Below are 23,658 nucleotides of genomic sequence, written 5' to 3'. Positions count from 1 at the left end.
GTCGTGAGCGACACCCATGAGTTGATACCGGCCGCCAAACCCGTCATCGGGGAGGACGAGATCGAGGCGGCGGTGCGCGTGCTGCGCAGCGGCCGGGTCGTCCAGGGCCCGGAGGTGGCCGCGTTCGAGGCGGAGTTCTCGGACCTGGTGGAGGGGCGGCACTGCGTCGCGGTCAACTCCGGCACCTCCGCGCTGCACCTCGCGCTGCTCGCCCTCGGGCTCGGCCCGGGGGACGAGGTGATCGTCCCGTCCTTCTCCTTCGCGGCCTCGGCCAACGCCGTGCGCCTGGTCGGCGCCGACGTGGTCTTCGCCGACATCGAGGCGGACACCTTCTGCCTGGACCCCGCGGCCGTCGAGGCGGCCCTCACGCCGCGCACCGCCGCGATCATGCCGGTCCACCTGTACGGCCACCCCGCGGCGATGGACCGGATCATGGCCATCGCCGAGAAGCACGGCCTGGCCGTGGTCGAGGACGCCTGCCAGGCGCACGCGGCCGCGCTGCACGGCACGCCGGTCGGTGCCTTCGGCGCCGCGGGCACGTTCAGCTTCTACCCCACCAAGAACATGCACGCCCTCGAGGGCGGCCTGGTCAGCACCGCCGACGCGGAGCTGGCCCGCACCCTGCGCCTGCTGCGCAACCAGGGCATGGAGCAGCGCTACGCCAACGAGATCGTCGGCGCCAACATGCGCATGACCGACGTGGCCGCCGCGATCGGGCGGGTCCAGCGCGCCAAGCTGGACGGCTGGACCGAGCAGCGCATCGCCAACGCCTCCTACCTCACCGAGCACATCACCGCGCCGAACGTGGTCACGCCGAAGGTCGCCGAGGGCGCCCGGCACGTGTACCACCAGTACACCGTCCGGGTCCGGGGCGACCGGGACGCCGCGATGGCCCGCCTGACCGAGGCCGGCATCGGCAACGCCGTGTACTACCCGACGCCGATCCACCGGCTCAAGCCGTACTGGGAGCCGGACCAGAAGGCCGGCCGCACCTGGGACCTGCCGGAGACCGAGCGCGCCGCCGCCGAGGTCGTGTCGCTGCCCGTCCACCCGGCCCTGGCCCAGGCGGACCTGGAGCGCATCGTGTCCGCCGTGAACGCGCTGGGAGAGCAGCAGTGACCACCACCAAGGCCCTGCGGGCGGGACTCGTCGGACTGGGTTCGATGGGGCGCCACCACGCCCGCGTCCTGGCCGGCCTCGAAGGCGTCGAGTTCGTCGGCGCCGTCGACCCGATGGGCGACAAGCACGGCGCCGCGCACGGCGCGCCCGTGCTGAGCACCGTCCAGGAACTGATCGACCTGGGCGTCGACTACGCCGTCGTGGCGTGCCCCACCGGGCTGCACGAGGAGGTCGGCCTGGCGCTCGCCGAGGCCGGTGTCTGCGCGCTGGTGGAGAAGCCGGTCGCCGACACCGTGGCGGGGGCGCGGCGCCTGGTCGAGGCGTTCGAGTCGCGCGGCCTGGTGGCCGGAGTCGGCCACATCGAGCGGTGCAACCCGGCGCTGCGTTCGCTGCGGGCCCGTCTGGAGGCCGGTGAGCTGGGCGACGTCTACCAGGTCGTGACGCGGCGTCAGGGCCCCTTCCCGCACCGCATAGCCGATGTCGGCGTGGTCAAGGACCTGGCGACGCACGACATCGACCTCACCGGCTGGGTGACGGGCAGCCCGTACGTCTCCATCACCGCGCACACCGTCTCCAAGAGCGGCCGCGAGCACGAGGACATGGTCTCCGCGGTCGGCCGCCTCGAGGACGGCACCATGGTGAACCACCTGGTCAACTGGCTGAGCCCGCTCAAGGAGCGCTTCACCTCGGTCACCGGCGAGCGCGGCTGCTTCATCGCGGACACCCTCACCGCCGACCTGACGTTCCACTCCAACGCCGCGGTGACGACCGAGTGGGAGGCCCTCCAGGCCTTCCGCGGCGTCTCCGAGGGCGACATGATCCGGTACGCCATCCAGAAGCGCGAGCCGCTCCTCGTGGAGCACGAACTGTTCCGCGACGCGGTGCTCGGCAAGCCCGCGGACATCTGCACCCTGCGCCAGGGCATGCGGACGGTGGAGGTGGCGGCGGCGGTGCTGGAGTCGGCCACGCAGAACCGGAGCGTCTCCCTTCAGCCGGAGGACCTGGCATCCCATGCCTGAGAGAGCGGTGAGTGCCACACCCGACGTGAGTGTGGTCGTCGCCGTCTACAACACCATGCCCTACCTGACGGAGTGCCTGAACTCCCTGGTGGGGCAGAGCATCGGCCGCAAGCGGCTGGAGATCGTCGCGGTCGACGACGGCTCCACGGACGACAGCGGTCGTGAACTCGACCGCTTCGCCGCGCTCTACCCGGACACCGTCAAGGTGATCCACCAGGCCAACTCCGGCGGCCCGGCCGCACCCAGCAACCGGGCGCTGGAGGTGGCCACGGGCCGGTACGTGTACTTCATCGGCTCCGACGACCACCTCGGGGAGAAGGCGCTGGAGCGCATGGTGGCGTGCGCCGACAAGCACGGTTCGGACGTCGTCGTCGGCAAGATGGTCGGCACGAACGGCCGGTACGTCCACCAGGCCCTGTTCAAGAAGAGCGACCCGGACGTCAGCCTCTACGACTCGGCGCTGCCGTTCACGCTGGCCAACACCAAGCTGTTCCGGCGCGAGCTGGTCGAGCGGCACAAGCTGCGGTTCCCGGAAGACATGCCGGTGGGCAGCGACCAGCCGTTCACCATCGAGGCGTGCGTGCGCGCGCGCAGGATATCGGTGGTGGCCGACTACACCTGCTACTACGCGGTCAAGCGCGGGGACGCCAGCAACATCACCTACCGCGCCGACCATCTGGCCCGGCTGCGCTGCGCGGCGCAGATCATGGACTTCACGGCCGGTCTCATCGAGCCGGGGCCGCGGCTCGACGCCGTACTGCTGCGGCATTTCACCTGGGAGCTGTCCAAGCTCGTCCAGGACGACTTCCCCGCCCTCGACCGCCAGGTGCAGCGGGAGATCTGCGCGGGCATCGGACGGCTGGCCGACGCCTACTTCACCGACGGCATCCGGGACGCCCTGGACGTCAGGCGCCGGGTGCGGATCTGCCTGGCCCAGGCCGGCGCGGTCGACGCGCTGTGCGAGGCGATCACGTCCGAGACGACGGGTGAGGGCCCGTCGCTGCTCATGGAGGACGGACGCGTCCACGTCCGCTACCCGGGCTTCCGCGCCGCGTGGCCCGGACTGCCCGACCGCTGCTACGAGGTGTTCCAGGACAACGTCGCCGGGCAGCTCGCCCGGGGGACGGAACTGCTCGACAGCGCCTGGGAGCAGCACGGCGAGCGGATCACCTACCGGGCGTCCGTCCGGGTCCCGGTGACCGGTGACACCGGCGGCGCCGGGATCACGCTGCGCCTCACGCAGGGCGCCCTGCCCAAGTCGGCGGACAAGGCCGGCGGCAGGCCGCTGCCGGCCGGGACCCGGCTCGCCGACCCGGTGGGGGAGATCACCCGCGAGCCCGCCGCCGACGGCCGCGGGACCGTGGTGGACGCCCGGATCCCGCTGGCGCGGCGCACCGCCAAGCTGGGGGTGCGGGTCTATCTGGACATCGCCGGTTCGACGTACGAGATCCCCGTGCCCGGCAAGGACAAGCCCATGCCGTTGGCCCGTCTGTGGGGCGGCAGCGACGCCCCCTACCGGGCGAGCGCCGTCGTGAACGGCAAGGGCCGTGTGGTGGTTTCCACCGCGCAGCTGTATCCGCCGCTGACCACCCGGGTGAGGACGGTACTGGCCTCCTCGCAGAAGCGCGTGCTGACCCCCCGGGTGCGGGCGGCCCTCGCCCGGCGTCTGAAGAGACTCCGGGCGGTCGGCCTCCGGCCGACCGGTGCCAAGAAGCCGAACGGTTCGAAAAGGAAGTAACGACCGCTCATGAACATCTGTGTAGTAGCGCTCGGCAAGATCGGGCTTCCGCTGGCGGTGCAGTTCGCCGCCAAGGGGCACCGGGTCATCGGCGCGGACGTCAACGAGAAGGTCGTCGAGCTGGTCAACGCCGGTACGGAGCCGTTCCCCGGTGAACACGAGCTGGACGTCAAGCTCAAGGAGGCCGTCGACGCGGGACTGCTCAGCGCGACCACGGACACCGCGGCGGCCGTCGCGCAGTCCGAGGCCGTCGTCGTCGTCGTTCCGCTGTTCGTCGACGCCGAGGGCGTGCCGGACTTCGGCTGGATGGACTCGGCCACCGAGGCGATCGCCAAGGGCCTGAAGCCGGGCACCCTCGTCTCGTACGAGACCACGCTGCCGGTCGGCACCACCCGTACCCGCTGGGCGCCGATGCTGGCCGAGGGCTCCGGCCTGAGTGCGGGCGAGGACTTCCACCTGGTCTTCTCGCCCGAGCGCGTCCTCACCGGCCGGGTCTTCTCCGACCTGCGCCGCTACCCGAAGCTGGTCGGCGGCATCGACGAGGCCTCCACGGCCCGCGGTGTGGCGTTCTACGAGCAGGTCCTCGACTTCGACGAGCGGGACGACCTGCCCCGGGCGAACGGCGTGTGGGACCTGGGCACCGCCGAGGCGTCCGAGCTGGCCAAGCTCGCCGAGACCACCTACCGGGACGTCAACATCGGCCTGGCCAACCAGTTCGCGCGCTTCGCCGACGGCAACGGCATCGACGTCAAGAAGGTCATCGAGGCCTGCAACTCGCAGCCCTACAGCCACATCCACCAGCCGGGCATCGCGGTCGGCGGCCACTGCATCCCGATCTACCCGCGGATGTACCTGTGGAACGACCCGTCCGCCACGGTCGTGCGCTCCGCCCGCGAGGCGAACGCGGCGATGCCCGAGTACGCCGTCGACCTGCTGGCCGCCGCCTACGGCGACCTGACCGGCGTGCACGTCCTCGTGCTGGGCGCCGCCTACCGCGGCGGCGTCAAGGAGACCGCGTTCTCCGGTGTCTTCCCGACCGTGGAGGCGCTGAAGGCGCGCGGGGCCGTCCCCTTCGTCTCGGACCCGATGTACACGGCCGAGGAGCTCGCCGCACACGGCCTGGCCCCGCACCAGGGCGAGAAGGTCACCGCCGCGATCCTCCAGGCCGACCACGCCGAGTACCGCTCGCTGACCCCGGCCGACCTGCCGGACGTCACCGTGCTGGTCGACGGCCGCCGTACGACCGACCCGGAGGCGTGGAAGGGCGTGCGCCGGGTCGTCATCGGCGGCTGACCCGCCCGTCCCGCGGGAGGCGGCACCCACCGGTACGACCGGGGTGCCGCCTCCCGCGTTTCCCGCCCGTGGATACGACGACGGCCGGTCCCCTGCTCCCGCGGAGCGGGAGGGGGACCGGCCGTTGTCGTGCGCGGGACGTCCTAGTCGAGCACGGGCAGGTGCTCGAACAGGGTGAGGTCCATGCGGTTGGTGACCGTCAGATGCGGGTGCGTCCGGGCCATCCGCCACGCCGTCGTCGTGGCGTTGGTGTCCGCCAGGAAGACGTGCTGCGTCTCGTCGAGACGCAGCTGCGGCAGCGCCTCGTTGGCGGCGATCTTCGCCAGGATCCGCGGGCGCACCACCCGGTACCCGCGCTGGAACACCTTCTTGTGGAAGCCGTGCGCCACCTTGTTGTGGGCGCGCCGGGCGACCTTCACCGCCAGCTCGGGTGCGACCGCGTCGCGCTGCCGCTCCGCCAGCCGGTCGGCGCGGCGCAGCACCGCGCGGGGCGCCCGGTACACGACGAAGCGCTCACCGCGCGGGATGAACAGCGACGCCTCGGCCGTCTCGATGGTGACGAAGGAGACGCGCGGGTCGAGGTCGGTCCGGGTCCACGCCTTGCGGCGGGCGGTGACCAGGTCGACCTGGACGCCACGGCGGACGAGTTCGTTCGCGAAGTTGGCGACCCGGCGCGGGCGGGCCGGCGTGTAGGCGAGGATGACGACCCGGCCCGGCTCCGCCGCCGAGACCTCGACGGCCGCGGACTCCGCTCCGGCGGGGATCTCCCGCGGCGCGGACGGCTCCGGTGCCTCCGGCGCCTCCGGTGCCGACGGGATCTCGATGGCCGGTGCCCGGTCCTCGTACACCTCGATGAGCTGCCGCCCGACCACTTCGCGGCTGTACTTGGCCATCAGCTCCCGGCGCGCCTTCTCCAGGTCCAGCTCGTGGAAGCGCTCGCGCAGCTTCCAGTACGCGTCCGTGATGACGGTCGGGTCGTCGCTGACGTCCATCAGCGCGCCGGCGAGGTCCTCCAGGCCGGCCAGTGTCTCCTCGGGCCCGTGGCTCTTGGTCACCAGGACCGGCAGGCCGGCCGCGTTCGCCTCGACGACGGTCATGCCGAAGGTCTCGAAGCGGCTGGCGTGCACCAGCAGGTCGTACTGGTGCATGAGCGCGTTGACCTCCTCCGGCGGCACCGGCGGGAGGACACGGAAGCGGTCGCCCAGGCCCAGCTCCGCGGCCCGCTCGCACAGCTCGTCCTCCAGCGCGCCGGCGCCGACCATGGTCAGCGTCGCCTCCGGCTCCTGCTCTGCGACCAGGGCGAACGCCTCCAGCAGCGGCATGACGCCCTTGTGCGGGAGCAGACGGCCGAGGTACAGCCACTTCAGCAGCTTCTCGGAGGGCGTGGCCTCGGGCGTGAACCGGTCGAAGTCGATGACGTTCGGAAGGATCCGGATCTTGCCCGCGTGGTGCGGGAACTCGCGCACGATCTGGTCGCGCAGATAGCTGCCGACGCACAGGAACTCGTCCGCGCGCTCCAGCACCTCGTCGTACAGGCGGCGCCCGGCCGACTGCTTGAAGATCTTCTCCAGGAAGGTGGAGTGCTCGGTGATCACGATCCGCGCGTCGGGCCGGGCCAGACGCATCGCGTGCACACCGCCGTAGATCGCGGTGTGGGCGTGGACGACCGGTGCCTCGATCCGGCCGGTCGGCAGCGCCTTGCGCAGCGCGGCCTCCTGCGCGGTGGCCCAGGCGGCGTAGTTGCGGCGGGTGGTCAGCGGCACCGGCACACGGGTGACGACCCCGGTCGGGGTGTCGAGGACGGGGATCAGCTCGCGGCGGTCCAGCAGGCGGTCGGCCGTCACCTTGACGGCGTCCTCGAGGAGGGCGGGCGCGGATCCCGACCAGTCCTCGGTGTGCAGGATCGAGATGCGGTCGTAGTGGTCCCGCACGGCCTCGGTGGCGGCCTGCACGAACGACCCGGCGAACGGGTTGTTCGGCGACGGGTACCAGGGCGTGACCACCGCGAGGTCGGCGGGCTCGCTGACCCGGCCGCCGTTGTCGTACGGCTCCAGCCGGAACTCGATGCCCGGCCGGCGGCGCAGTGCCGCCCACGCGAGCGGGAGCGCCTGGGCGTCACCGGCGACGAGCAGCCCGGCGCCGCGCAGCGGGCCGTTCGAGGCCAGGACGAGCTTGCGCGCCGCCCGCCACGCGGAGCCCTTCTTGTCCCGCTCGACGCGCAGCACGCGCACGCCGGGGATCTCCGGCAGGTCGTCCCATTCGGGGCGGTCCGCGATCACCAGGACGACGGGGCGTCCCTCGGCCGCGAACCCCTCGACGTGGGCCCGGGTGGCCCGGACCCGGTACTCGCCCAGGGCGAGGTACAGGACGTGGCCGGTCGTGGTCGTGCTGGTGCTCATCGGGTCCCTCCCACCAGGTCGCGCATCCGCTGCTCCCACGGCCCGAGAGTGGCCTCGCGGGTGTATGTCTGGGCGTGGGCCACGGCCTGGTCGTGCTGTGCGCGGTCGATGCCGCGGGCGCCCTCGGCGGCCGCGATGAACGACTTGGCGACCTCGTCGGCGGTCAGTTCGCTGCCGCGGTACCACAGCGGGTAGCCGTCGAGCACCTCGGTCGCGGCGATGTCGGGCCGGTGCACCGAGACGATGGGCTTGCCGGACGCCATGTACTCGAAGACCTTGCCGGACGTCACATAGCGGGCGCCGGGAACGCAGAAGACCAGCGCGTCCGTCCGCTCGTAGACGGCCCTGGCCTCGGTCTTGCCGAAGGCGCCGCGGTAGTGGACGCCGATGTTCTCCTCCACCGGCAGCCGCTCCATGAGCGGCGCCACGTCCTGCGGGAAGAAGCCCAGGTGGCCGTGGATGTCCAGTTCGGCGTCGCGGAGCAGCGGATGGCTGCGGGCCAGCCGCCAGCCCTCGAAGAGCTCTTCGAGGGGGAGGTAGGAGGTGACGGTGCCCAGATAGCCGAAGCGGAGCGGGCGGTCGGCGGGGGGCGGCGAGAAGGGCAGGTCGCCCATCAGCTCGGGCTCCCAGCCGTTCGGCACCACGGTCATGCGGTCCGCGGCGTACGGGTACCGGTCGATGTGCCACTGCCGCATGCCGTCGTTGACGAAGACGATCTCGGAGGCGTCCCGCAGCACCTTCGCCTCCCACTCGAAGGCCTTGCTGTCCTCCGGGAACTTCAGCTCCTCGGTGAACTGGTTGAAGGTCCACGAGTCGCGGTAGTCGACCGCGTAGGGGACGCGCAGGAGCTTTCCGAGCACCTGGGCGGCGGCGAAGGAGACGAAGGGGTTCCCGGTCGCTATGATCAGGTCGAATTTCTGCTTGAAATGCGCCTTCACCGCGTGGGAGAGAACACCGGGTATCCAGGTGAGGTAGTGCTCGGGGAACACCTTGTTCTGGAAGAGCTTGTACAGGTTCCCGGCGACCGTCGGGAAATTACGGCGCAGCCGGCCGTACTTGCGTATCTCCTTCTCCCAGGCGTAGTACCCCATGGGGGGCCGCACCACGGTGACATCGGGGTCGATGGTGTCCTCTAGGGACGGGTCGCAGGCGTTGTGCAGGTACGTCTGGAAGAACTCGCGCGGGGCGGTGTAGACGGTGACGTCCCATCCGGCCTTCGCGAAGTGGTTGGCCGTGGCACGGGCCCGGAATATGCCGCTCGCGCGGCTCGGAGGAAAGTAGTACGCGAGATAGAGAACGCGTGGACGGCGTCCGCGTGATCCAAGCGGCATGGTGGTCGGGGAACCCTTTCTATGGGCACATTGGGTAGAGAATTACCGCCGCGCGCCACATGTCACGTGCTGTCTTTGTGCTCGGTGTGCGGTTCAGCGCTCGGTGAGAACGCCGTCCTTCTCGTCGTACAGGGAACCGGTCTGCGGGCACTCCCAGGTGCCGCTGCCGTCCTCGTGCTCGGTCAGCCGGACACCGGCCCGCCCGACCCAGCCGATGCGGCGCGCGGGGACTCCGACGACCAGCGCGAAGTCCGGCACGTCCTTGGTCACGACGGCGCCGGCGGCGACCATCGCCCAGCGGCCGACCCGCACCGGGGCGACACACACCGAACGCGCCCCGAGCGAGGCGCCCTCCTGGACCTTGACGCCCACGGCCTCCCAGTCGCCGCCGCGCTTCTGCTTGCCGGCGGGGTCGACGGAGCGCGGGTTGTGGTCGTTGGTGAGCACCACGGCGGGGCCGACGAAGACACCGTCGCCGAGCTCGGCGGGTTCGTACACGAGAGCGTAGTTCTGCAGCTTGACGTTGTCGCCTATCCGCACACCGGTGCCCACGTACGCTCCGCGGCCCACCACGCAGCCTTCGCCGAGCCGGGCGTCCTCGCGGATCTGCGCGAGCTCCCAGACGCTGCTCCCGGCCCCGATCTCGGCGGTCTCGGCGACCTGGGCAGTGGGCTGAACCCTGTAGTTCACTCTCTATGCCTTCCGGTGTTGGGCTTTGCCCAGGAAGCATACGGGGTGGCTGGAACGGGCCATGTCCCGTGCCGAGCGCCCTCGGCCGGACGTGCGGAGGGCGTCCGCCGCCCCCGGCCCGTGCCCGCCGGCCCGCACCTCCGCGACCGCGTCGAACACCCCCCGGACGCCCCCTGACGTGCCGTCGGGCGGTGGCCGCGACCGGTGTCAAGGAGCTCTTCCTGTGCGGCGGCTGTGATCCTTGTCATGCCCCGGAGGAGGGCGCGGCGGACGGCGTGCGGGGGAGGGGCGCCCGCTCCCGGCGGAAAGCTGTCCTTATATACGCGCGGTCTACGCGCGGTGCTGCGGCGGTGCTGCGCCCCGGTGGCCTGTGGTGCGCCCCCGGTGGCCTGTGCGGGGTCCGCGGGCCCGGTTTGACCCCTCACGCCGGGCCCCGTAACCTTGACCGTCGGCGTGTCGATCGGCACGCCACATCCCCGTAAACCTCTTCCTTCCGGGCACGGGCCGTGACCGGGAGAGGCCGTGCGTGTCCTGTGTCCGGGCGGCTGGACTGCGGGGGTGCCGTTTCCGAGCGAGAGAGTGAGATCCGCGTGTACGCCATCGTGCGCAGCGGTGGTCGCCAGCACAAGGTTGCTGTCGGCGACATCGTTGAGGTTGACAAGATTTCCACTGCCAAGGTTGGCGACACGGTCGAGCTCTCGACCCTGCTCGTTGTCGACGGCGACGCTGTGACCAGCGACCCGTGGGTGCTGGCCGGCATCAAGGTCCAGGCCGAGGTCGTGGACCACCACAAGGGCCAGAAGATCGACATTCTGCGCTACAAGAACAAGACCGGCTACCGCCGTCGTCAGGGCCACCGCCAGCAGTACACGGCGATCAAGGTCACTGAGATCCCCGCGGCTGCGAAGTAAGGGACTGAGGAGACATGGCACACAAGAAGGGCGCATCGTCCACCCGGAACGGTCGCGACTCGAATGCCCAGCGGCTCGGCGTGAAGCGCTTCGGCGGTCAGGTCGTGAACGCCGGTGAGATCATCATCCGCCAGCGCGGCACCCACTTCCACCCCGGCGCGGGCGTCGGCCGTGGCGGCGACGACACGCTGTTCGCGCTCCAGCCCGGCGCGGTGGAGTTCGGCACCCACCGCGGCCGCAAGGTCGTGAACATCGTCCCGGTCGCCTGACCGGAGGCTTTCGCGAGGCGGACCTCACTTCCCGGTCGGGAAGGCGGGTCCGCCTTTCGCGTGTTACCCAAGAGATATTCCCGTAGTTTCTGGAGGCACCAACATGACCACCTTCGTGGACCGCGTCGAACTGCATGTCGCCGCGGGTAACGGGGGCCACGGCTGTGCCTCCGTGCACCGTGAGAAGTTCAAGCCGCTGGGCGGCCCGGACGGCGGCACCGGCGGACGCGGCGGGGACGTGATCCTCACCGTCGACCAGTCCGTCACCACGCTGCTCGAATACCACCACTCGCCGCACCGCAAGGCCACCAACGGCAAGCCCGGCGAGGGCGGCAACCGGTCCGGCAAGGACGGCGAGGACCTGGTGCTGCCGGTGCCGGACGGCACGGTCGTGCTGGACCGGGCGGGCAACGTGCTGGCCGACCTGATCGGCCACGGCACCTCCTACGTCGCCGCGCAGGGCGGCCGGGGCGGTCTGGGCAACGCGGCGCTGGCCTCGGCACGCCGCAAGGCGCCCGGCTTCGCGCTGCTCGGCGAGCCCGGTGACCTCGGGGACATCGTCCTGGAGCTGAAGACCGTCGCCGACGTGGCGCTGGTCGGCTACCCGAGCGCCGGCAAGTCGTCGCTGATCTCCGTGCTCAGCGCCGCCAAGCCGAAGATCGCCGACTACCCGTTCACCACCCTGGTGCCCAACCTCGGTGTGGTGACGGCGGGTTCGACCGTGTACACCGTCGCCGACGTGCCCGGTCTCATCCCCGGCGCCAGCCAGGGCAGGGGGCTGGGCCTGGAGTTCCTGCGGCACGTGGAGCGGTGCAGCGTCCTCGTGCACGTACTGGACACCGCCACCCTGGAGTCGGACCGCGACCCGGTCTCCGACCTCGACATCATCGAGGAGGAGCTGCGCCAGTACGGCGGCCTGGGCAACCGGCCGCGCGTGGTCGTCCTCAACAAGATCGACGTACCCGACGGCAAGGACCTCGCCGAGATGGTCCGGCCCGACCTGGAGGCGCGCGGCTACCGCGTCTTCGAGGTGTCGGCGGTGGCGCACACCGGCCTGAAGGAGCTGTCGTACGCCCTGGCCGAACTGGTCGCCACGGCGCGGGCCGCCCGGCCGAAGGAGGAGGCGACGCGCGTCGTCATCCGGCCCAAGGCCGTCGACGAGGCCGGTTTCACGGTCACCCGCGAGGAGGAGGGCCTGTTCCGCGTGCGCGGCGAGAAGCCCGAACGCTGGGTGCGGCAGACCGACTTCAACAACGACGAGGCCGTGGGCTACCTCGCCGACCGGCTCAACCGCCTCGGTGTCGAGGAGCAGTTGCTGAAGGCGGGCGCCCGCTCCGGCGACGGCGTCGCCATCGGCCCCGAGGACAACGCGGTCGTCTTCGACTGGGAGCCGTCCGTGATGGCGGGTGCCGAGATGCTCGGCCGCCGCGGCGAGGACCACCGTTTCGAGGCGCCCCGCCCGGCCGCCCAGCGCCGTCGCGACCGGCAGGCCGAGCGCGACGAGACCGAGCAGGAGTACGACGACTTCGAGCCGTTCTAGGGACGGGCGCGGGTGCCCGGCGGCCCCCGCCGCCGCGCACCCGGGCACGCCCTGTGGTCACGGAGTGACGGACGGTCATGTGGCGGGCGTCGCTCACCTTGCACAGCGCTTACCCGGAGTGGGAACATTCCGGGGTTCCCCTTTGCCACAAGGTAGGTCACCTGTGTCCCAGCACATAGCCAAGCCCCGTACCGCCGCAGTGATCCTGGCCGGGGGTACAGGTCAGCGCGTGGGCCTGTCGATCCCCAAGCAGTTGCTGAAGATCGCCGGCAAGGCGGTCATGGAGCACACTCTGGCCACCTTCGAGAAGGCGGACTCGATCGACGAGGTCATCGTGCTGATGGCGCCGGGCTATGTGCCGGACGTGGAGAAGATCGTCGCCAAGGCCGGATTCCGCAAGGTCTCCCGCATCATCGAGGGCGGCGCCACCCGCAACGAGACCACCGAGCGCGCCATCACCGCGCTGACCGAGGGCCTGGCCGAGGGGGAGGACCTCAACGTCCTCTTCCACGACGCCGTGCGCCCCCTGCTGTCACAGCGCGTGATCGACGACTGCGTCACCGCGCTGCGGCGCTACCAGGCGGTCGACGTCGCCATCCCGTCCGCGGACACCATCATCGTGACCCGCACCCACGGCGAGGACGGCGAGTTCATCACCGACATCCCGGACCGCTCCCGGCTGCGCCGCGGCCAGACCCCGCAGGCGTTCAAGCTGTCCACCATCCGGCGCGCCTACGAGATCGCCGCGGGCGACCCGCACTTCCAGGCCACGGACGACTGCTCCGTCGTGCTCAAGTACCTGCCCGACGTGCCGATCCACGTGGTGGCGGGCGACGAGTACAACATGAAGGTCACCCAGCCCGTCGACGTGTTCATCGCCGACAAGCTCTTCCAGCTCGCCTCCACGGCCGCCCCGGAGCAGAACGGCGAGGCGGCCTACCGGGAGCTGCTCACCGGCAGGACCGTCGTCGTCTTCGGCGGCTCGTACGGCATCGGCAAGGACATCGCCGAACTGGCCAGGTCCTACGGCGCGCACGTCTACGCCCTCGCCCGTTCCACCACCGGCACCCATGTGGAGCGGCCGGAGGAGGTCGAGGAGGCGCTGTCCAAGGCGTACGCCGAGACGGGACGCATCGACTACGTCGTCAACACCGCCGGCGTGCTGCGCATAGGCCGGCTCGCCGAGACCGACAACGCCACCATCGAGGAGGCGCTGAAGGTCAACTACCTGGCCCCGGTGCAGATCGCGCGCTCCGCGTACAAGTACCTGGCGGAGAGCGGCGGGCAGCTGCTGCTGTACACCTCCAGCAGCTACACCCGCGGCCGCGCCGAGTACAGCCTCTACTCCTCGACCAAGGCCGCCATGGTCAACCTCACCCAGGCGCTGTCCGACGAGTGGGCCGGCGACGGCGTCCGGGTCAACTGCATCAACCCCGAGCGGACCGCCACCCCGATGCGCACCAAGGCATTCGGCCAGGAACCCGCGGGCACCCTGCTCTCCTCCGAGGCGGTGGCCCGCACCTCGCTCGACGTGCTGCTGTCGGAGCTGACCGGACATGTGATCGACGTCCGCCAGCAGGACCCGACGGCGGCCGCGGACCCGGCCTCGGGGTTCGAACAGGCGCTGGCCGGAGTCCTGGACCGCGAAGACGGCGTGGCATAATCCACTGCAAAAAGCGAATTGCCGCCCAGGCCGCTGTGATTGCCCGTCGGGGGTGTCGTGCACAGGGGCCTGAGTTCCTCAGTTTCACCCCCTTCGATTCTCACGGCCGTCGTCCGATCGGCTCGACACGCGACGAGGTAACCCGGTCCAGGGCCGTGCAGTGACGAAACCGGCACCCTCCTGGAGCAGGTTCCCTGTGATATCCACCGCTATACGCGTCGCCCGGGTGGGCAGTGCGGTCGAGTTGGCCGCGGCGGCCCTCATGCTGCTGGGCTTCCCCCTCCTCACGCTGGCAGCGCTGCTCCCGAACGTCTACGCCTTCGCGGCCGTGGCCCTCATGACGTATCTGACGGACCACTACCTGCACCGCAAGGGCAGCTACCTGGTCGAGCGGCTCGGCAGGACCCGGGCCGGACTCCCCGTCCGGTTCCTGATCCGGCAGCTGCTGCTGATCCTGCTGCTGGCCCGGATGTCGCTCACGAGCGATGTGCCGTTCTACGGCGCGGTCGCCTGCTTCATCGCCTTCTACGCCCTCCAGGTCCCGCACGGAGCGCTGGCCGCCCTGATCCGGCACCGCCGCACCATGCCGGTCGCCACCCGCAACGTCGACCTGGGCTCGCACATACGCATCCCGGACGCGCCGCCGCGCCGGCTGCTGCGCCGCTCCGGCGAGAAGATGCTCCACCTCGACCTCGCCGCCGTCATCGGCCTGCTGGTCGCCGCCGCCACCGACTCGGCCCAGGCCGCCGTCGTCGGCATCTCCGTCACCCTCGGCCTGGGCGCCCTGTACACGCTGGCGCTGCTGCCGTACGCCGGCCGCCGGCGGATGCCCCCCAAGGGCGACAAGGTCAGGGCCGGCCTCGACGCCTGGCTGCGCCAGTACCGGCCCGAGACGGTGCTGTACTTCTCCGGTTCCGACGACGCCGCCTACCAGGTCAACATGTGGCTCGACATGCTGAAGCAGCTGGACACCCGGCCGCTGATCATCCTGCGCGAGCGGGCGATCCTGGAGAACCTCGCGCCCACCACGGTCCCCGTCGTCTGCGTGCCCGGCGGCGTGCACCTGATGAACATGGACCTGCCCACCGTGCGGGTCGCCCTCTACCCGGCCAACGCGGGCAAGAACATCCACATGCTGCGCCTGCCCACCATGAAGCACGTCTTCATCGGCCACGGCGACAGCGACAAGGCCGCCAGCGTCAACCCGTTCAGCAAGGCCTACGACGAGATCTGGACGGCGGGCCGGGCCGGCCGCGACCGCTACGCCGTGGCCGACGTCGGCGTGCGCGACGAGGACATCGTCGAGGTCGGCCGCCCGCAGCTGGCCCCGATCCAGGTGCGCGACGGCGTCCCCGAGGGGCGCGTACCCACCGTCCTGTACGCCCCGACCTGGGAGGGCTGGGACGACAACCCGGGCAACACCTCCCTGGTCCTCGCGGGCGAGAACATCGTGCGGCACCTCCTGCGCGCCGACCCGCCGGTCCGGGTGCTGTACAAGCCGCACCCGTTCACCGGCAACCGCAGCGCACGGGCCCGGACCGCGCACCAGCGGATCACCGCCCTGATCGAGAAGGCCGCCGCCGAGCGCGCCGCCGACCCGCGGTTCACCGCCGACACGGCCGCGCACGCCGCGGAGAAGGCCGCCGCCCGCGCCGAGCTGGCCCGGCTGGAGGCGCGGCTCGCCGTGCTGGCCGCCAGCGTCAAGGACAAGGGCGACGAGGCCGAGGCCACCCGCGACAGCCTCGTCGACATCCCCCGGCACGAGGAGGCCGACGAGCTGCGGGCCCGCTGGAACGACGCCTACTGGCGGTCCGTCGGCAGCTGGCAGCACCGCGTCATCACCGGCGCCGCACCGCGGCTGTACGACTGCTTCAACGTCGCCGACGCGATGGTCTCCGACATCTCCAGCGTGGTCTCCGACTACATCGCCAGCGGCAGGCCCTACGCCGTCACCGACTCCGCGGGCCTGGGCCCCGAGGAGTTCAAGCGGCAGAACACCGCGGTCCGCGCCGCCGTGATCCTCTCGAACGACGCGGCCGAACTGGACGAACTGCTGGCCGCGGTGCGGGACCCGGCCGCCGACCGGCTGGCCGAGGACCGCAAGGAACTCCGGCGCTATCTGCTCGGCCCGGAGAAGCCGACGTCCATCGAGCGGTTCAACGCCGCGGTGGCGCGGCTCGCCCTCAAGGCCGAGACCCGCAACATCGGCCAGGCGATGCGCGCGGAGGCGGCGGCCGGCGTGCCGGGACAGCGCGTCGACTCCGCCGGGGAGACGGGCGGCGTGCCCACCGGCTGACGTCCGTACGGGCGGCTCCGGCCCCGTGAGCCGCCCGTGCCTGCCCACGCGCGGGCCGTCCGCGGTCGGGATCCGCGAGCCGTCCGCAGGCTGGACCGGTGCGCCCTCTGCGCATCGCCTCGCGTAGATTCGTGCTCTCGGACCGGATCTGCGCGAGGGGACGGACAGCAAGGTGGCAGGGGCAAGGCAGGCCGTGCGCGAGGCCCGCAGGATCGTCGTCAAGGTGGGCTCCTCCTCGCTGACCACCGCCACCGGCGGCCTGGACGCCGACCGGGTGGACGCCCTCGTCGACGTCCTCGCCAAGAGCAGCGGCCCGGAGAACAAGGAGGTCGTCCTCGTCTCCTCCGGTGCCATCGCCGCCGGCCTCGCCCCGCTCGGCCTGGCCCGCCGCCCCAAGGACCTCGCCCGCCAGCAGGCCGCGGCCAGCGTCGGCCAGGGGCTGCTGGTCGCCCGCTACACCGCCTCCTTCGCCCGCTACGGCATCCGCGTCGGCCAGGTCCTGCTGACCGGCGACGACACCAGCCGCCGCGCCCACCACCGCAACGCCTCGCGCACCCTCGACAAGCTGCTCGCCATGGGCGCCCTGCCGGTCGTCAACGAGAACGACACGGTCGCCACCGACGAGATCCGCTTCGGCGACAACGACCGCCTCGCCGCCCTCGTCGCCCACCTGGTCCGCGCCGACCTGCTGGTCCTGCTCTCCGACGTGGACGGCGTCTACGACGGCGACCCGAGCCGGCCGGGCACCTCCCGCATCACCGAGGTGCGCGGCCCGGCCGACCTCGCGGGCGTCGAGATCGGCAGCGCGGGCAAGGCGGGCGTCGGCACCGGCGGCATGGTCACCAAGGTCGAGGCGGCCCGGATCGCCGCCGCCGCGGGCATCCCCGTGGTCCTCACCAGCGCGGTGCACGCCGCCGACGCCCTGTCCGGCGAGGACACCGGCACCTACTTCCACCCCACCGGGCGGCGCTCCGCCGACCGGCTGCTGTGGCTCCAGCACGCCTCCGCCCCGCAGGGCGCCCTCACCCTCGACGACGGCGCGGTGCGCGCGGTCGTCGAGGGCCGCAAGTCGCTGCTCCCGGCGGGCATCGCCGCCGTCGAGGGCGACTTCACCGCGGGCGACCCCGTCGAACTGCGCGACGCGGGCGGCCGCGCCGTCGCCCGCGGCCTCGTCAACTTCGACGCCCGGGAGATCCCCCGGCTGCTCGGCCGCTCCACCCGGGAACTCGCCCGCGAGCTGGGACCGGCGTACGAACGCGAGGTCGTACACAGGGACGATCTGGTGATCCTGGAGCCGTAATGGGCCGAAACGTCCGGCCGGCCGGTCCCTGAAGGTGGGGGACCTTCCGCAAAACCGCCCCACGGAGCCGTACGGCCTGCTGCACTTTGTCCCAGGGACACATTCCGCACGAGCACTGGGTGAAGGAGGCCGTCGTGAGACGAGTGCGCCCTGGGGCGGCGGGGTCCCGCGGTGGTGGCGGCCCGTCCCCCTCCCGCGCGCCCGGTGAGGAGCGGACCCTGACCAGCGTCGCGGCCGGCGACCGTTACGAGCGCGAGCACCGGGAGCACGAAGGCGCGGAGCACGGGCGGGAGCACGGCACGCGCCGGGCGCACGACGGGCGCCCGGAACCGGCGGACCAGCCCCGGCTGTGGCACATCACCCTGCGGGTCTCCGGGGCCGGCACCCCGCTCCAGGAGGTACGGCGCGGGCTCGAACAGCTCGCCCACGACCACCCCTTCCTGCTGACCAGCCGCTACGCCGACGACCACGCCGAGATCCGCTACTGGGAGGAGGCCCGCGACCTGCACGACGCCGCGGCCGTCGCCCTGCGGCTGTGGGGCGAGCACCGCCAGAGCGCCCAGCTCCCGCCCTGGGAGATCGTCGGCCTGGAGGTCATCGACCGCGAGACCTACCACCAACGCCTCGCCGAGGGCTACGGCCCACCCCCGGCGACCCCGATCGGCGTCCACCCCTTCTGAGACGACGCGACCGGGCCCGCGGGCATCTGTCCGTTCGAGGCCGATCCGGTCCTGGCCCGTCGCCGGGCGTCTCGTCAGGATCACCGGGCCGCCCAGGTCCGGCCCCCCCCTGCCCAGACCGGGGCCGACCGGGCGCCCGTCGGGGGCCGGGTCCGCTCCGGGGAGCGAGGCGGGGGCCCGGTCGCAGCACGGCCGGTGTCTCTTCCCCGGTCGGGAGGGAGGGACGCCGGACCGGCAGGTCGGCCGCCCGGCTCAGGAGGGCCCGCCGCTCCAGCCCGGCGACCGGCCGGAGGCGCGAGGCGGACGGCATCGTCGGCCCTCGCCTGTCCGGACTGCCGGTCCCTGCCACCCGGGCCGGGGCCTGTTCCCCGGCGCCGACCGGTCCGAGCCCGGGACCGGGTACGCGCGGGCCGCCCCGGGCCCCGGAGGCGCAGGGCCCGCGCCCCCATAGACCCGCGACCCGCGCCCTGCGGACCGCACCCCGCCCCGCCCACGTCTCGCGCTGTGGAACAGCGCGTGAACGCCGCAGCACGGCGCACTACGCTGCCCCCATGACCACGCTCTCGCCGTACGACTCCATGTCCCCGGTGACCCAGGCCGCCTACCGGGCCAAGGCCGCCGCCGCCGACCTCGCGCCGCTGCCGCGCGCCGAGAAGGACGACGCGCTGCTCGCCGTCGCGGACGCCCTGGAGGTCCGTACCAGCGAGATCGTCGAGGCCAACGCGCAGGACGTCGCCAGGGCGCGCGCCGCCGGGACCAGCGAGGCGATCGTCGACCGGCTCACCCTCACCCCCGAGCGGGTGCGGGCCATCGCCGCCGACGTACGGGACGTGGTCGCGCTGCCCGACCCGGTCGGCGAGGTGGTCCGCGGCTCCACGCTGCCCAACGGGCTCGACCTGCGCCAGGTCCGCGTCCCGCTCGGCGTGGTCGGCATCATCTACGAGGCCCGCCCCAACGTCACCGTGGACGCCGCCGCCCTCTGCCTGAAGTCGGGCAACGCGGTGCTGCTGCGCGGCTCCGCCTCCGCCTACGCGTCGAACACCGCCCTGGTCCGGGTGATCCGCGACGCCGTCGGCGGCGCCGGGCTGCCCGCCGACGCCGTCCAGCTCGTGCCCGGCGAGAGCCGCGAGAGCGTACGCGAGCTGATGCGCGCCCGCGGCCTGGTCGACGTCCTCATCCCGCGCGGCGGCGCCTCCCTGATCCGCACCGTGGTCAACGAGTCCACCGTCCCCGTCATCGAGACCGGCACCGGCAACTGCCACGTCTACGTCGACGCCCAGGCCGACCTCGACATGGCCGTCGGCATCCTCGTCAACTCCAAGGCCCAGCGCCCCAGCGTCTGCAACGCCGCCGAGACCCTCCTCGTCCACCAGGACATCGCCGCCGAGTTCCTGCCGCGCGCCCTGGACGCCCTCGCCGACGCCGGGGTCACCGTGCACGCCGACGAGCGCGTCATGGCGTACGCCAAGGACTCCCGCGCCACCGTCGTGGAGGCCACCCCGGAGGACTGGGACACCGAGTACCTCTCCTACGACATCGCCGCCGCCGTCGTCGACTCCCTGGACCGGGCCGTCGCCCACATCCGGCTGTGGAGCTCCGGCCACACCGAGGCCATCGTCACCACCTCGCAGCAGGCCGCCCGCCGCTTCACCCAGTTGGTGGACTCCACCACCGTCGCCGTGAACGCCTCCACCCGCTTCACCGACGGCAGCCAGTTCGGCTTCGGCGCCGAGATCGGCATCTCCACGCAGAAGCTGCACGCCCGCGGCCCCATGGGGCTGCCCGAGCTGACCAGCACCAAGTACATCGTCACCGGCGACGGGCACGTCCGCCGCTGAACCCGGACCGCGCCGGTCGCCCCTGGCGGGCCGGTGCCGTCTCAGCAGGCGGATGAATTTCCCCGCGGTCTGCCCAAATTGACCCCCCAGGTCTACTCTGGATCCGTGCCGGAGGACGTGGGGGGCACGCCGTTCCCTGACGGCTGGGAGCCCGACGACGACCACGACCGCGGGGTGTCGGACGAAGAGTTCGCCTCCGTGGTCTTCGACGAGGCGTTCGTACGGGCGGCCGTGGTGCACGAGCCGACCGCCGTCGAACGCCTGCTGGCCGCGGCCCAGGCAAGAGCCGAGGCGTCCGAGGCGGAGGCGCGCCGCGCCCGCACCAGAGGCGAGCGCCACGACGACCGCTTCGGCGCCGACCGGCACGGCTTCGCCACCCGGCACGGCGCCGACGACCTCGATGACCCGGAGGACGCCGACGACCGCGACGGTCTCGCACACCGCTTCGGCGGTCCCAGGGCCTTCGGCAGACAGGTCCGCTGGCACCGCCCCGTCGCCTGGGTGCTCGCGGTCGTCATGGGCATCGGCATGGTCGCCCTGGCCTTCGCCGCGGTCTACCGCGGCGGCTCCTCCGGCAGCCGCGACCAGGTGCCGCCGCCCGCCTCCACCGGCCTGGAGCAGGGCAGCGCCGCCGCCCCCGCCGAGCACTCCCGGCCGCCGGTGTCCGCGGCCCCCGGCGGCCACTGAGCGCCCACCGGCCGCCGCCCGGCCGCCCAGGTGAGCGGCTGTCACAACTTGGCGCAGAGCAGCGCGTTTACCGGCGCTCCGCGCGACCTACCCTGAAAGTATGGGAGGGCCTGGCGACCCGCCTGAAGGGACACCCGAAGGCACCCCCTCAGGCGCGGAGGACGAGTACCGATCCGTCGTCTTCGACGAGTCGTTCGTGCGCGCTGCCCGCCTCCAGGAGTACTCCGCCCAGGAGCGGATGACCGACCACACGCCCGCCGTGCGCCGCCGCCCGCACCTGCGCCGCTCACTGCCGCGCCAGGCGCTGTTCCTGCTGCTGCTGATCGTGGTCGCCTTCGCCACCGCGATCTACCTGGGCGTGCGCACCCCCTACCGGGACGCGCGGACCCTGCGCCCCGTCGAACAGCTGCGGACGACCGTGATCCCGCTGGCCCCCACCGGAAGGGTGCCCGGGGACAGCGATCCCGCCCGGCTGTACGCGCGCAGTCCCGCCGCCCCGTACGCCACCGGCGCCGAGGGCATCCCCCTGCCCGCCCACCGCGGCACCGCGCACTTCTCGGACAGCCAGGTCGTCGCCGCGCTGACCGGCGCCCGGGACTACATCGTCGCCTCCTCCCTCGACCCGGAGGTGCTCCACGGCGACCGGACCGAGGCGGTGCGGGCGCTGCTCGACCCGGACCAGCTCGACCAGTTCGACCGCAGCACCGGCGGCCACGCCCCCGCCGACGGACGGCACGAGGCCACCGGCTGGCTGGTCCGCTTCGACCCGCGCCGGGTGGAGCCGGCCGGCGCCCCCATCCGGGCCCAGGGCAGCCTCCAGGTCGTCGAGACCGACCCCTCCACCCTGGAGGTCACCGCCGACCCCGTCCTCGTCTACGCCCTCAAGCCGGCCGGTTCCGCCGCCACGGCGGCGGCCTCTCTCTTCACCGTCCGGCGAGAACTGCGGTTCCGCTTCGACCGCGACGACCTCAGGCTGCACCAGGTGCAACTGGTCACGTCCACCGTCCAGGCGGGCCCGCTGTCCTGCTCCGAGGACGCCACCGCCCGCTTCCGGCCACTGCTGGCCGGCCAGAGCGCCCGGCCCGGGGGCCCCGCCGGAACGGACCCGTACGCGCCGGACGGCACCGCGGCCGTGTGCGGCTCCCTGGCCCCCGACGCCCAGCCCATGGCCCCCAGGAGCTGAGCCGCCGGGGGCCCTGAGGCACCGGGCCGCCGGGGCCCTGAGACACCGGGCCACCGGGGTTCTGAGACACCGGGCCCCGCCCGAGCCGCCCGCGGCGCCCCCGCGCGGGGGAGGGCTCAGTCCTCCTCGCGGGCCGCCCCACCGGCGGGCGGCTCGTCCCCGCCGCCCTTCGTACCCTCCGTACCCTCGGCGCCCTCGGGGGCGTCCTTGCGCGGCCCCGAGCCGCCGGTGAACCCGCTGAATCCGCGTCGCACCTTCTCGCCGAGGTCGCCCGCGCCGCCCGCCAGATCGGTCACCAGCTTCATCAGCGGGTCCTTGGAGTTCTTCACATGGCCCGCGTAGTGCGCGGCCGACTCGCGGAAGGAGTCGGTGACGGAGGTGTCCTTGTCCTCCTCGCGGCGCGGATAGTGGCCGTCCACGATCCGCTGGTAGTCGCGCGACTCGGCCCATTTCTTCAGCTCGGCCGCCCGCACGGTGGTGAAGGGGTGGGTGCGCGGCAGGACGTTCAGGATCTTCAGGACCGAGTCGCGCAGGTCGCCCGCCGACTCGTACTCCTCGGCCTGGCGCAGGAAGGCGTCCACGTTCATCTCGTGCAGGTGGTTGCCGCCCGCGATCTTCATCAGCCCGCGCATGGAGGCCCGCAGGTCCTGCCCGACCAGCAGCCCCGCCCGGTCCGCCGACAGCTCCGACTTGCGGAACCACTCGCGCAGCGCCGTCACGATGGCCATGATCGCTATGTTGCCCAGCGGGATCCACGCCACCCGCACCGCCAGGCTGGTCAGGAACAGCAGGATCGTGCGGTACACCGCGTGACCGGACAGGGCGTGGCCCACCTCGTGGCCGACGACCGCCCGCATCTCCTCCTCGTCGAGCAACTCGACCAGACCCGTGGTCACCACGATGATCGGCTCGTCCAGGCCGATGCACATCGCGTTGGGCTGCGGGTCCTGGTTGACGTACATCGGCGGGACCTTGTCCAGGTCCAGGATGTAGCAGGCGTCGCGCAGCATGTCGTGCAGGTGTGAGAACTGCTCGTCCGAGACGCGTACCGAGTCGGACAGGAAGAGCAGCCGCAGGCTGCGCTCGGGCAGCAGGCCGCTGAGGGCCTTGAACACCGTGTCGAAACCGCTCAGCTTGCGCAGCGCGACCAGCGCGGAGCGGTCGGCCGGATGCTCATAGGCACGCGAGGAGATCCCCGGGAAGCGCGCGCGGCACCGGCCCGGCACCTGCTCGCGCCCGTCGTGCTGGTGGCCGTCGTCGGACATGTCATCCCCCATGCGTCGGTGTCGCCCCATGTGCCCCCGAGGCGGGAGCCAGCCTAGGCGGAGATACCGTGGCGGGCAGTACACCGAAGGAGTCCCGCCATGGAGCACCATCCTCTGGCCGTGCGGCTGGTCGAGGCCGCGAACACCACCTCCCAGCACCAGGGATCGGGCTATCTGCTCAAGGTCGTCCTGGTCGTGATGGTCCTGGGCTGTGCGCTCACCGGCTGGTTCCTGCTGCGCGGCTACAAACGCAACGACGACTGACCCCGCCGGAAGGTTCCCGGCCCGTCCGCCGCCAGGTGCGGAGCACGGCCCGGCGCGCGCCCGCGCACCACCGCGGGGTCCCCCGCGCACAACGGTGGAGTCGGGGTGGGGCACGGGAAGCCGGGCGCTTACGATGGGCGCACATCTTTATCCCGCCCACACCCGGATAGGTC

At 72.3% G+C, this 23,658-nt stretch carries 19 protein-coding genes; 15 read left to right on the top strand and 4 right to left on the bottom strand.

Translation table 11 applies throughout. From position 1 onward, the window contains the following. Nucleotides 1-3: 3 nt before the first annotated feature. The 4 genes from A8713_RS10200 to A8713_RS10185 are packed head-to-tail and all read left to right on the top strand — an operon-like array spanning nt 4 to nt 5,169. Nucleotides 4-1,119, top strand: a complete 1,116-nt coding sequence (locus tag A8713_RS10200) for a DegT/DnrJ/EryC1/StrS family aminotransferase (protein WP_064533133.1) — start codon at nt 4-6, stop codon at nt 1,117-1,119. Between the two features lie 44 nt (nt 1,120-1,163). Next, a complete protein-coding gene (locus A8713_RS10195; RefSeq protein WP_064537408.1) occupies nt 1,164-2,138 on the top strand; it encodes a Gfo/Idh/MocA family protein in 975 nt (324 codons plus the stop codon). Further along, a complete protein-coding gene (locus A8713_RS10190) occupies nt 2,131-3,876 on the top strand; it encodes a glycosyltransferase family 2 protein (protein ID WP_064533132.1) in 1,746 nt (581 codons plus the stop codon). The genes A8713_RS10195 and A8713_RS10190 overlap by 8 nt, the downstream gene beginning before the upstream one ends. 9 nt (nt 3,877-3,885) lie before the next feature. Then, entirely contained in the window at nt 3,886-5,169 is a 1,284-nt protein-coding gene (locus A8713_RS10185; protein WP_064533131.1) for a nucleotide sugar dehydrogenase, read from the top strand. A 143-nt stretch (nt 5,170-5,312) separates the two neighbouring features. On the opposite strand, the gene A8713_RS10180 is transcribed toward A8713_RS10185, so the two are convergent. From A8713_RS10180 to A8713_RS10170, 3 genes are all read right to left on the bottom strand, one after another. After that, on the bottom strand, nt 5,313-7,568 hold the full coding sequence (locus A8713_RS10180) for a glycosyltransferase family 4 protein (protein ID WP_079158900.1): 2,256 nt from the start codon (nt 7,566-7,568) through the stop codon (nt 5,313-5,315). Beyond that, nucleotides 7,565-8,899, bottom strand: coding sequence for a glycosyltransferase (locus A8713_RS10175; protein ID WP_064533130.1), 1,335 nt, complete (start codon nt 8,897-8,899; stop codon nt 7,565-7,567). The genes A8713_RS10180 and A8713_RS10175 overlap by 4 nt, the downstream gene beginning before the upstream one ends. A gap of 93 nt (nt 8,900-8,992) precedes the next feature. Then, the gene (locus tag A8713_RS10170; protein WP_064533129.1) at nt 8,993-9,589 is read right to left on the bottom strand and encodes an acyltransferase; all 597 of its coding nucleotides are present in this window, start codon (nt 9,587-9,589) and stop codon (nt 8,993-8,995) included. A gap of 590 nt (nt 9,590-10,179) precedes the next feature. On the opposite strand from A8713_RS10170, the gene rplU reads away from it, so the two are divergent. The 10 genes from rplU to A8713_RS10120 all read left to right on the top strand — a co-directional run bounded on the left by rplU (nt 10,180) and on the right by A8713_RS10120 (nt 21,956). Continuing rightward, a complete protein-coding gene (gene rplU / locus A8713_RS10165) occupies nt 10,180-10,500 on the top strand; it encodes a 50S ribosomal protein L21 (protein WP_004931419.1) in 321 nt (106 codons plus the stop codon). Between the two features lie 14 nt (nt 10,501-10,514). Then, nucleotides 10,515-10,769 (top strand): 50S ribosomal protein L27, encoded by a 255-nt coding sequence (gene rpmA, locus A8713_RS10160; RefSeq protein WP_018570808.1) that lies wholly within the window; start codon nt 10,515-10,517, stop codon nt 10,767-10,769. 103 nt (nt 10,770-10,872) lie between these two features. Continuing rightward, a complete protein-coding gene (gene obgE / locus A8713_RS10155) occupies nt 10,873-12,309 on the top strand; it encodes a GTPase ObgE (protein WP_064533128.1) in 1,437 nt (478 codons plus the stop codon). Nucleotides 12,310-12,472: 163 nt separating this feature from the next. Beyond that, nucleotides 12,473-13,972, top strand: a complete 1,500-nt coding sequence (locus A8713_RS10150) for a bifunctional cytidylyltransferase/SDR family oxidoreductase (protein ID WP_064533127.1) — start codon at nt 12,473-12,475, stop codon at nt 13,970-13,972. Between the two features lie 196 nt (nt 13,973-14,168). Beyond that, the gene (locus A8713_RS10145; protein ID WP_237305338.1) at nt 14,169-16,268 is read left to right on the top strand and encodes a CDP-glycerol glycerophosphotransferase family protein; all 2,100 of its coding nucleotides are present in this window, start codon (nt 14,169-14,171) and stop codon (nt 16,266-16,268) included. Nucleotides 16,269-16,440: 172 nt separating this feature from the next. Next, complete coding sequence (gene proB / locus A8713_RS10140; RefSeq protein ID WP_079158899.1) at nt 16,441-17,568, top strand: glutamate 5-kinase; 1,128 nt, start codon at nt 16,441-16,443, stop codon at nt 17,566-17,568. A gap of 143 nt (nt 17,569-17,711) precedes the next feature. Then, nucleotides 17,712-18,248, top strand: coding sequence for a hypothetical protein (locus tag A8713_RS10135; RefSeq protein WP_064533124.1), 537 nt, complete (start codon nt 17,712-17,714; stop codon nt 18,246-18,248). 551 nt (nt 18,249-18,799) lie between these two features. Continuing rightward, a complete protein-coding gene (locus A8713_RS10130; protein ID WP_064533123.1) occupies nt 18,800-20,086 on the top strand; it encodes a glutamate-5-semialdehyde dehydrogenase in 1,287 nt (428 codons plus the stop codon). Nucleotides 20,087-20,191: 105 nt separating this feature from the next. Beyond that, nucleotides 20,192-20,773: an SCO2584 family spore wall biosynthesis protein gene (locus A8713_RS10125; protein ID WP_064533122.1), complete on the top strand. Its 582-nt coding sequence runs from the start codon at nt 20,192-20,194 to the stop codon at nt 20,771-20,773. Between the two features lie 100 nt (nt 20,774-20,873). After that, nucleotides 20,874-21,956 (top strand): SCO2583 family membrane protein, encoded by a 1,083-nt coding sequence (locus A8713_RS10120; protein ID WP_064533121.1) that lies wholly within the window; start codon nt 20,874-20,876, stop codon nt 21,954-21,956. Nucleotides 21,957-22,072: 116 nt separating this feature from the next. Here the strand turns inward: A8713_RS10120 and A8713_RS10115 are convergent, their stop codons facing one another. Further along, nucleotides 22,073-23,221 carry a M48 family metallopeptidase gene (locus A8713_RS10115; protein ID WP_064533120.1) on the bottom strand — a complete coding sequence of 383 codons (1,149 nt, stop codon included), beginning with the start codon at nt 23,219-23,221 and terminating at the stop codon, nt 22,073-22,075. A gap of 99 nt (nt 23,222-23,320) precedes the next feature. Here A8713_RS10115 and A8713_RS33790 point away from each other — a divergent pair, with 99 nt between their 5' ends. Continuing rightward, the gene (locus A8713_RS33790) at nt 23,321-23,485 is read left to right on the top strand and encodes a hypothetical protein (RefSeq protein ID WP_018570793.1); all 165 of its coding nucleotides are present in this window, start codon (nt 23,321-23,323) and stop codon (nt 23,483-23,485) included. The last annotated feature ends 173 nt before the right edge of the window (nt 23,486-23,658 follow it).

This window comes from Streptomyces sp. SAT1 (assembly GCF_001654495.1).
Taxonomy (GTDB): Bacteria; Actinomycetota; Actinomycetes; order Streptomycetales; family Streptomycetaceae; genus Streptomyces; species Streptomyces andamanensis.
This window is presented reverse-complemented; position numbering and strand designations above follow the sequence as displayed.

What these genes read in the sequence shown, in the direction of transcription:
- A8713_RS10195 (WP_064537408.1), top strand. Translation starts at nt 1,164, where the DNA reads ATGGGGCGCCACCACGCCCGCGTCCTGGCCGGCCTCGAAGGCGTCGAG.
- A8713_RS10190 (WP_064533132.1), top strand. Translation starts at nt 2,131, where the DNA reads ATGCCTGAGAGAGCGGTGAGTGCCACACCCGACGTGAGTGTGGTCGTC.
- A8713_RS10185 (WP_064533131.1), top strand. Translation starts at nt 3,886, where the DNA reads ATGAACATCTGTGTAGTAGCGCTCGGCAAGATCGGGCTTCCGCTGGCG.
- A8713_RS10180 (WP_079158900.1), bottom strand. Translation starts at nt 7,568, where the DNA reads ATGAGCACCAGCACGACCACGACCGGCCACGTCCTGTACCTCGCCCTG.
- A8713_RS10175 (WP_064533130.1), bottom strand. Translation starts at nt 8,899, where the DNA reads ATGCCGCTTGGATCACGCGGACGCCGTCCACGCGTTCTCTATCTCGCG.
- rpmA (WP_018570808.1), top strand. Translation starts at nt 10,515, where the DNA reads ATGGCACACAAGAAGGGCGCATCGTCCACCCGGAACGGTCGCGACTCG.
- obgE (WP_064533128.1), top strand. Translation starts at nt 10,873, where the DNA reads ATGACCACCTTCGTGGACCGCGTCGAACTGCATGTCGCCGCGGGTAAC.
- A8713_RS10130 (WP_064533123.1), top strand. Translation starts at nt 18,800, where the DNA reads ATGACCACGCTCTCGCCGTACGACTCCATGTCCCCGGTGACCCAGGCC.
- A8713_RS10120 (WP_064533121.1), top strand. Translation starts at nt 20,874, where the DNA reads ATGGGAGGGCCTGGCGACCCGCCTGAAGGGACACCCGAAGGCACCCCC.
- A8713_RS10115 (WP_064533120.1), bottom strand. Translation starts at nt 23,221, where the DNA reads ATGTCCGACGACGGCCACCAGCACGACGGGCGCGAGCAGGTGCCGGGC.
- A8713_RS33790 (WP_018570793.1), top strand. Translation starts at nt 23,321, where the DNA reads ATGGAGCACCATCCTCTGGCCGTGCGGCTGGTCGAGGCCGCGAACACC.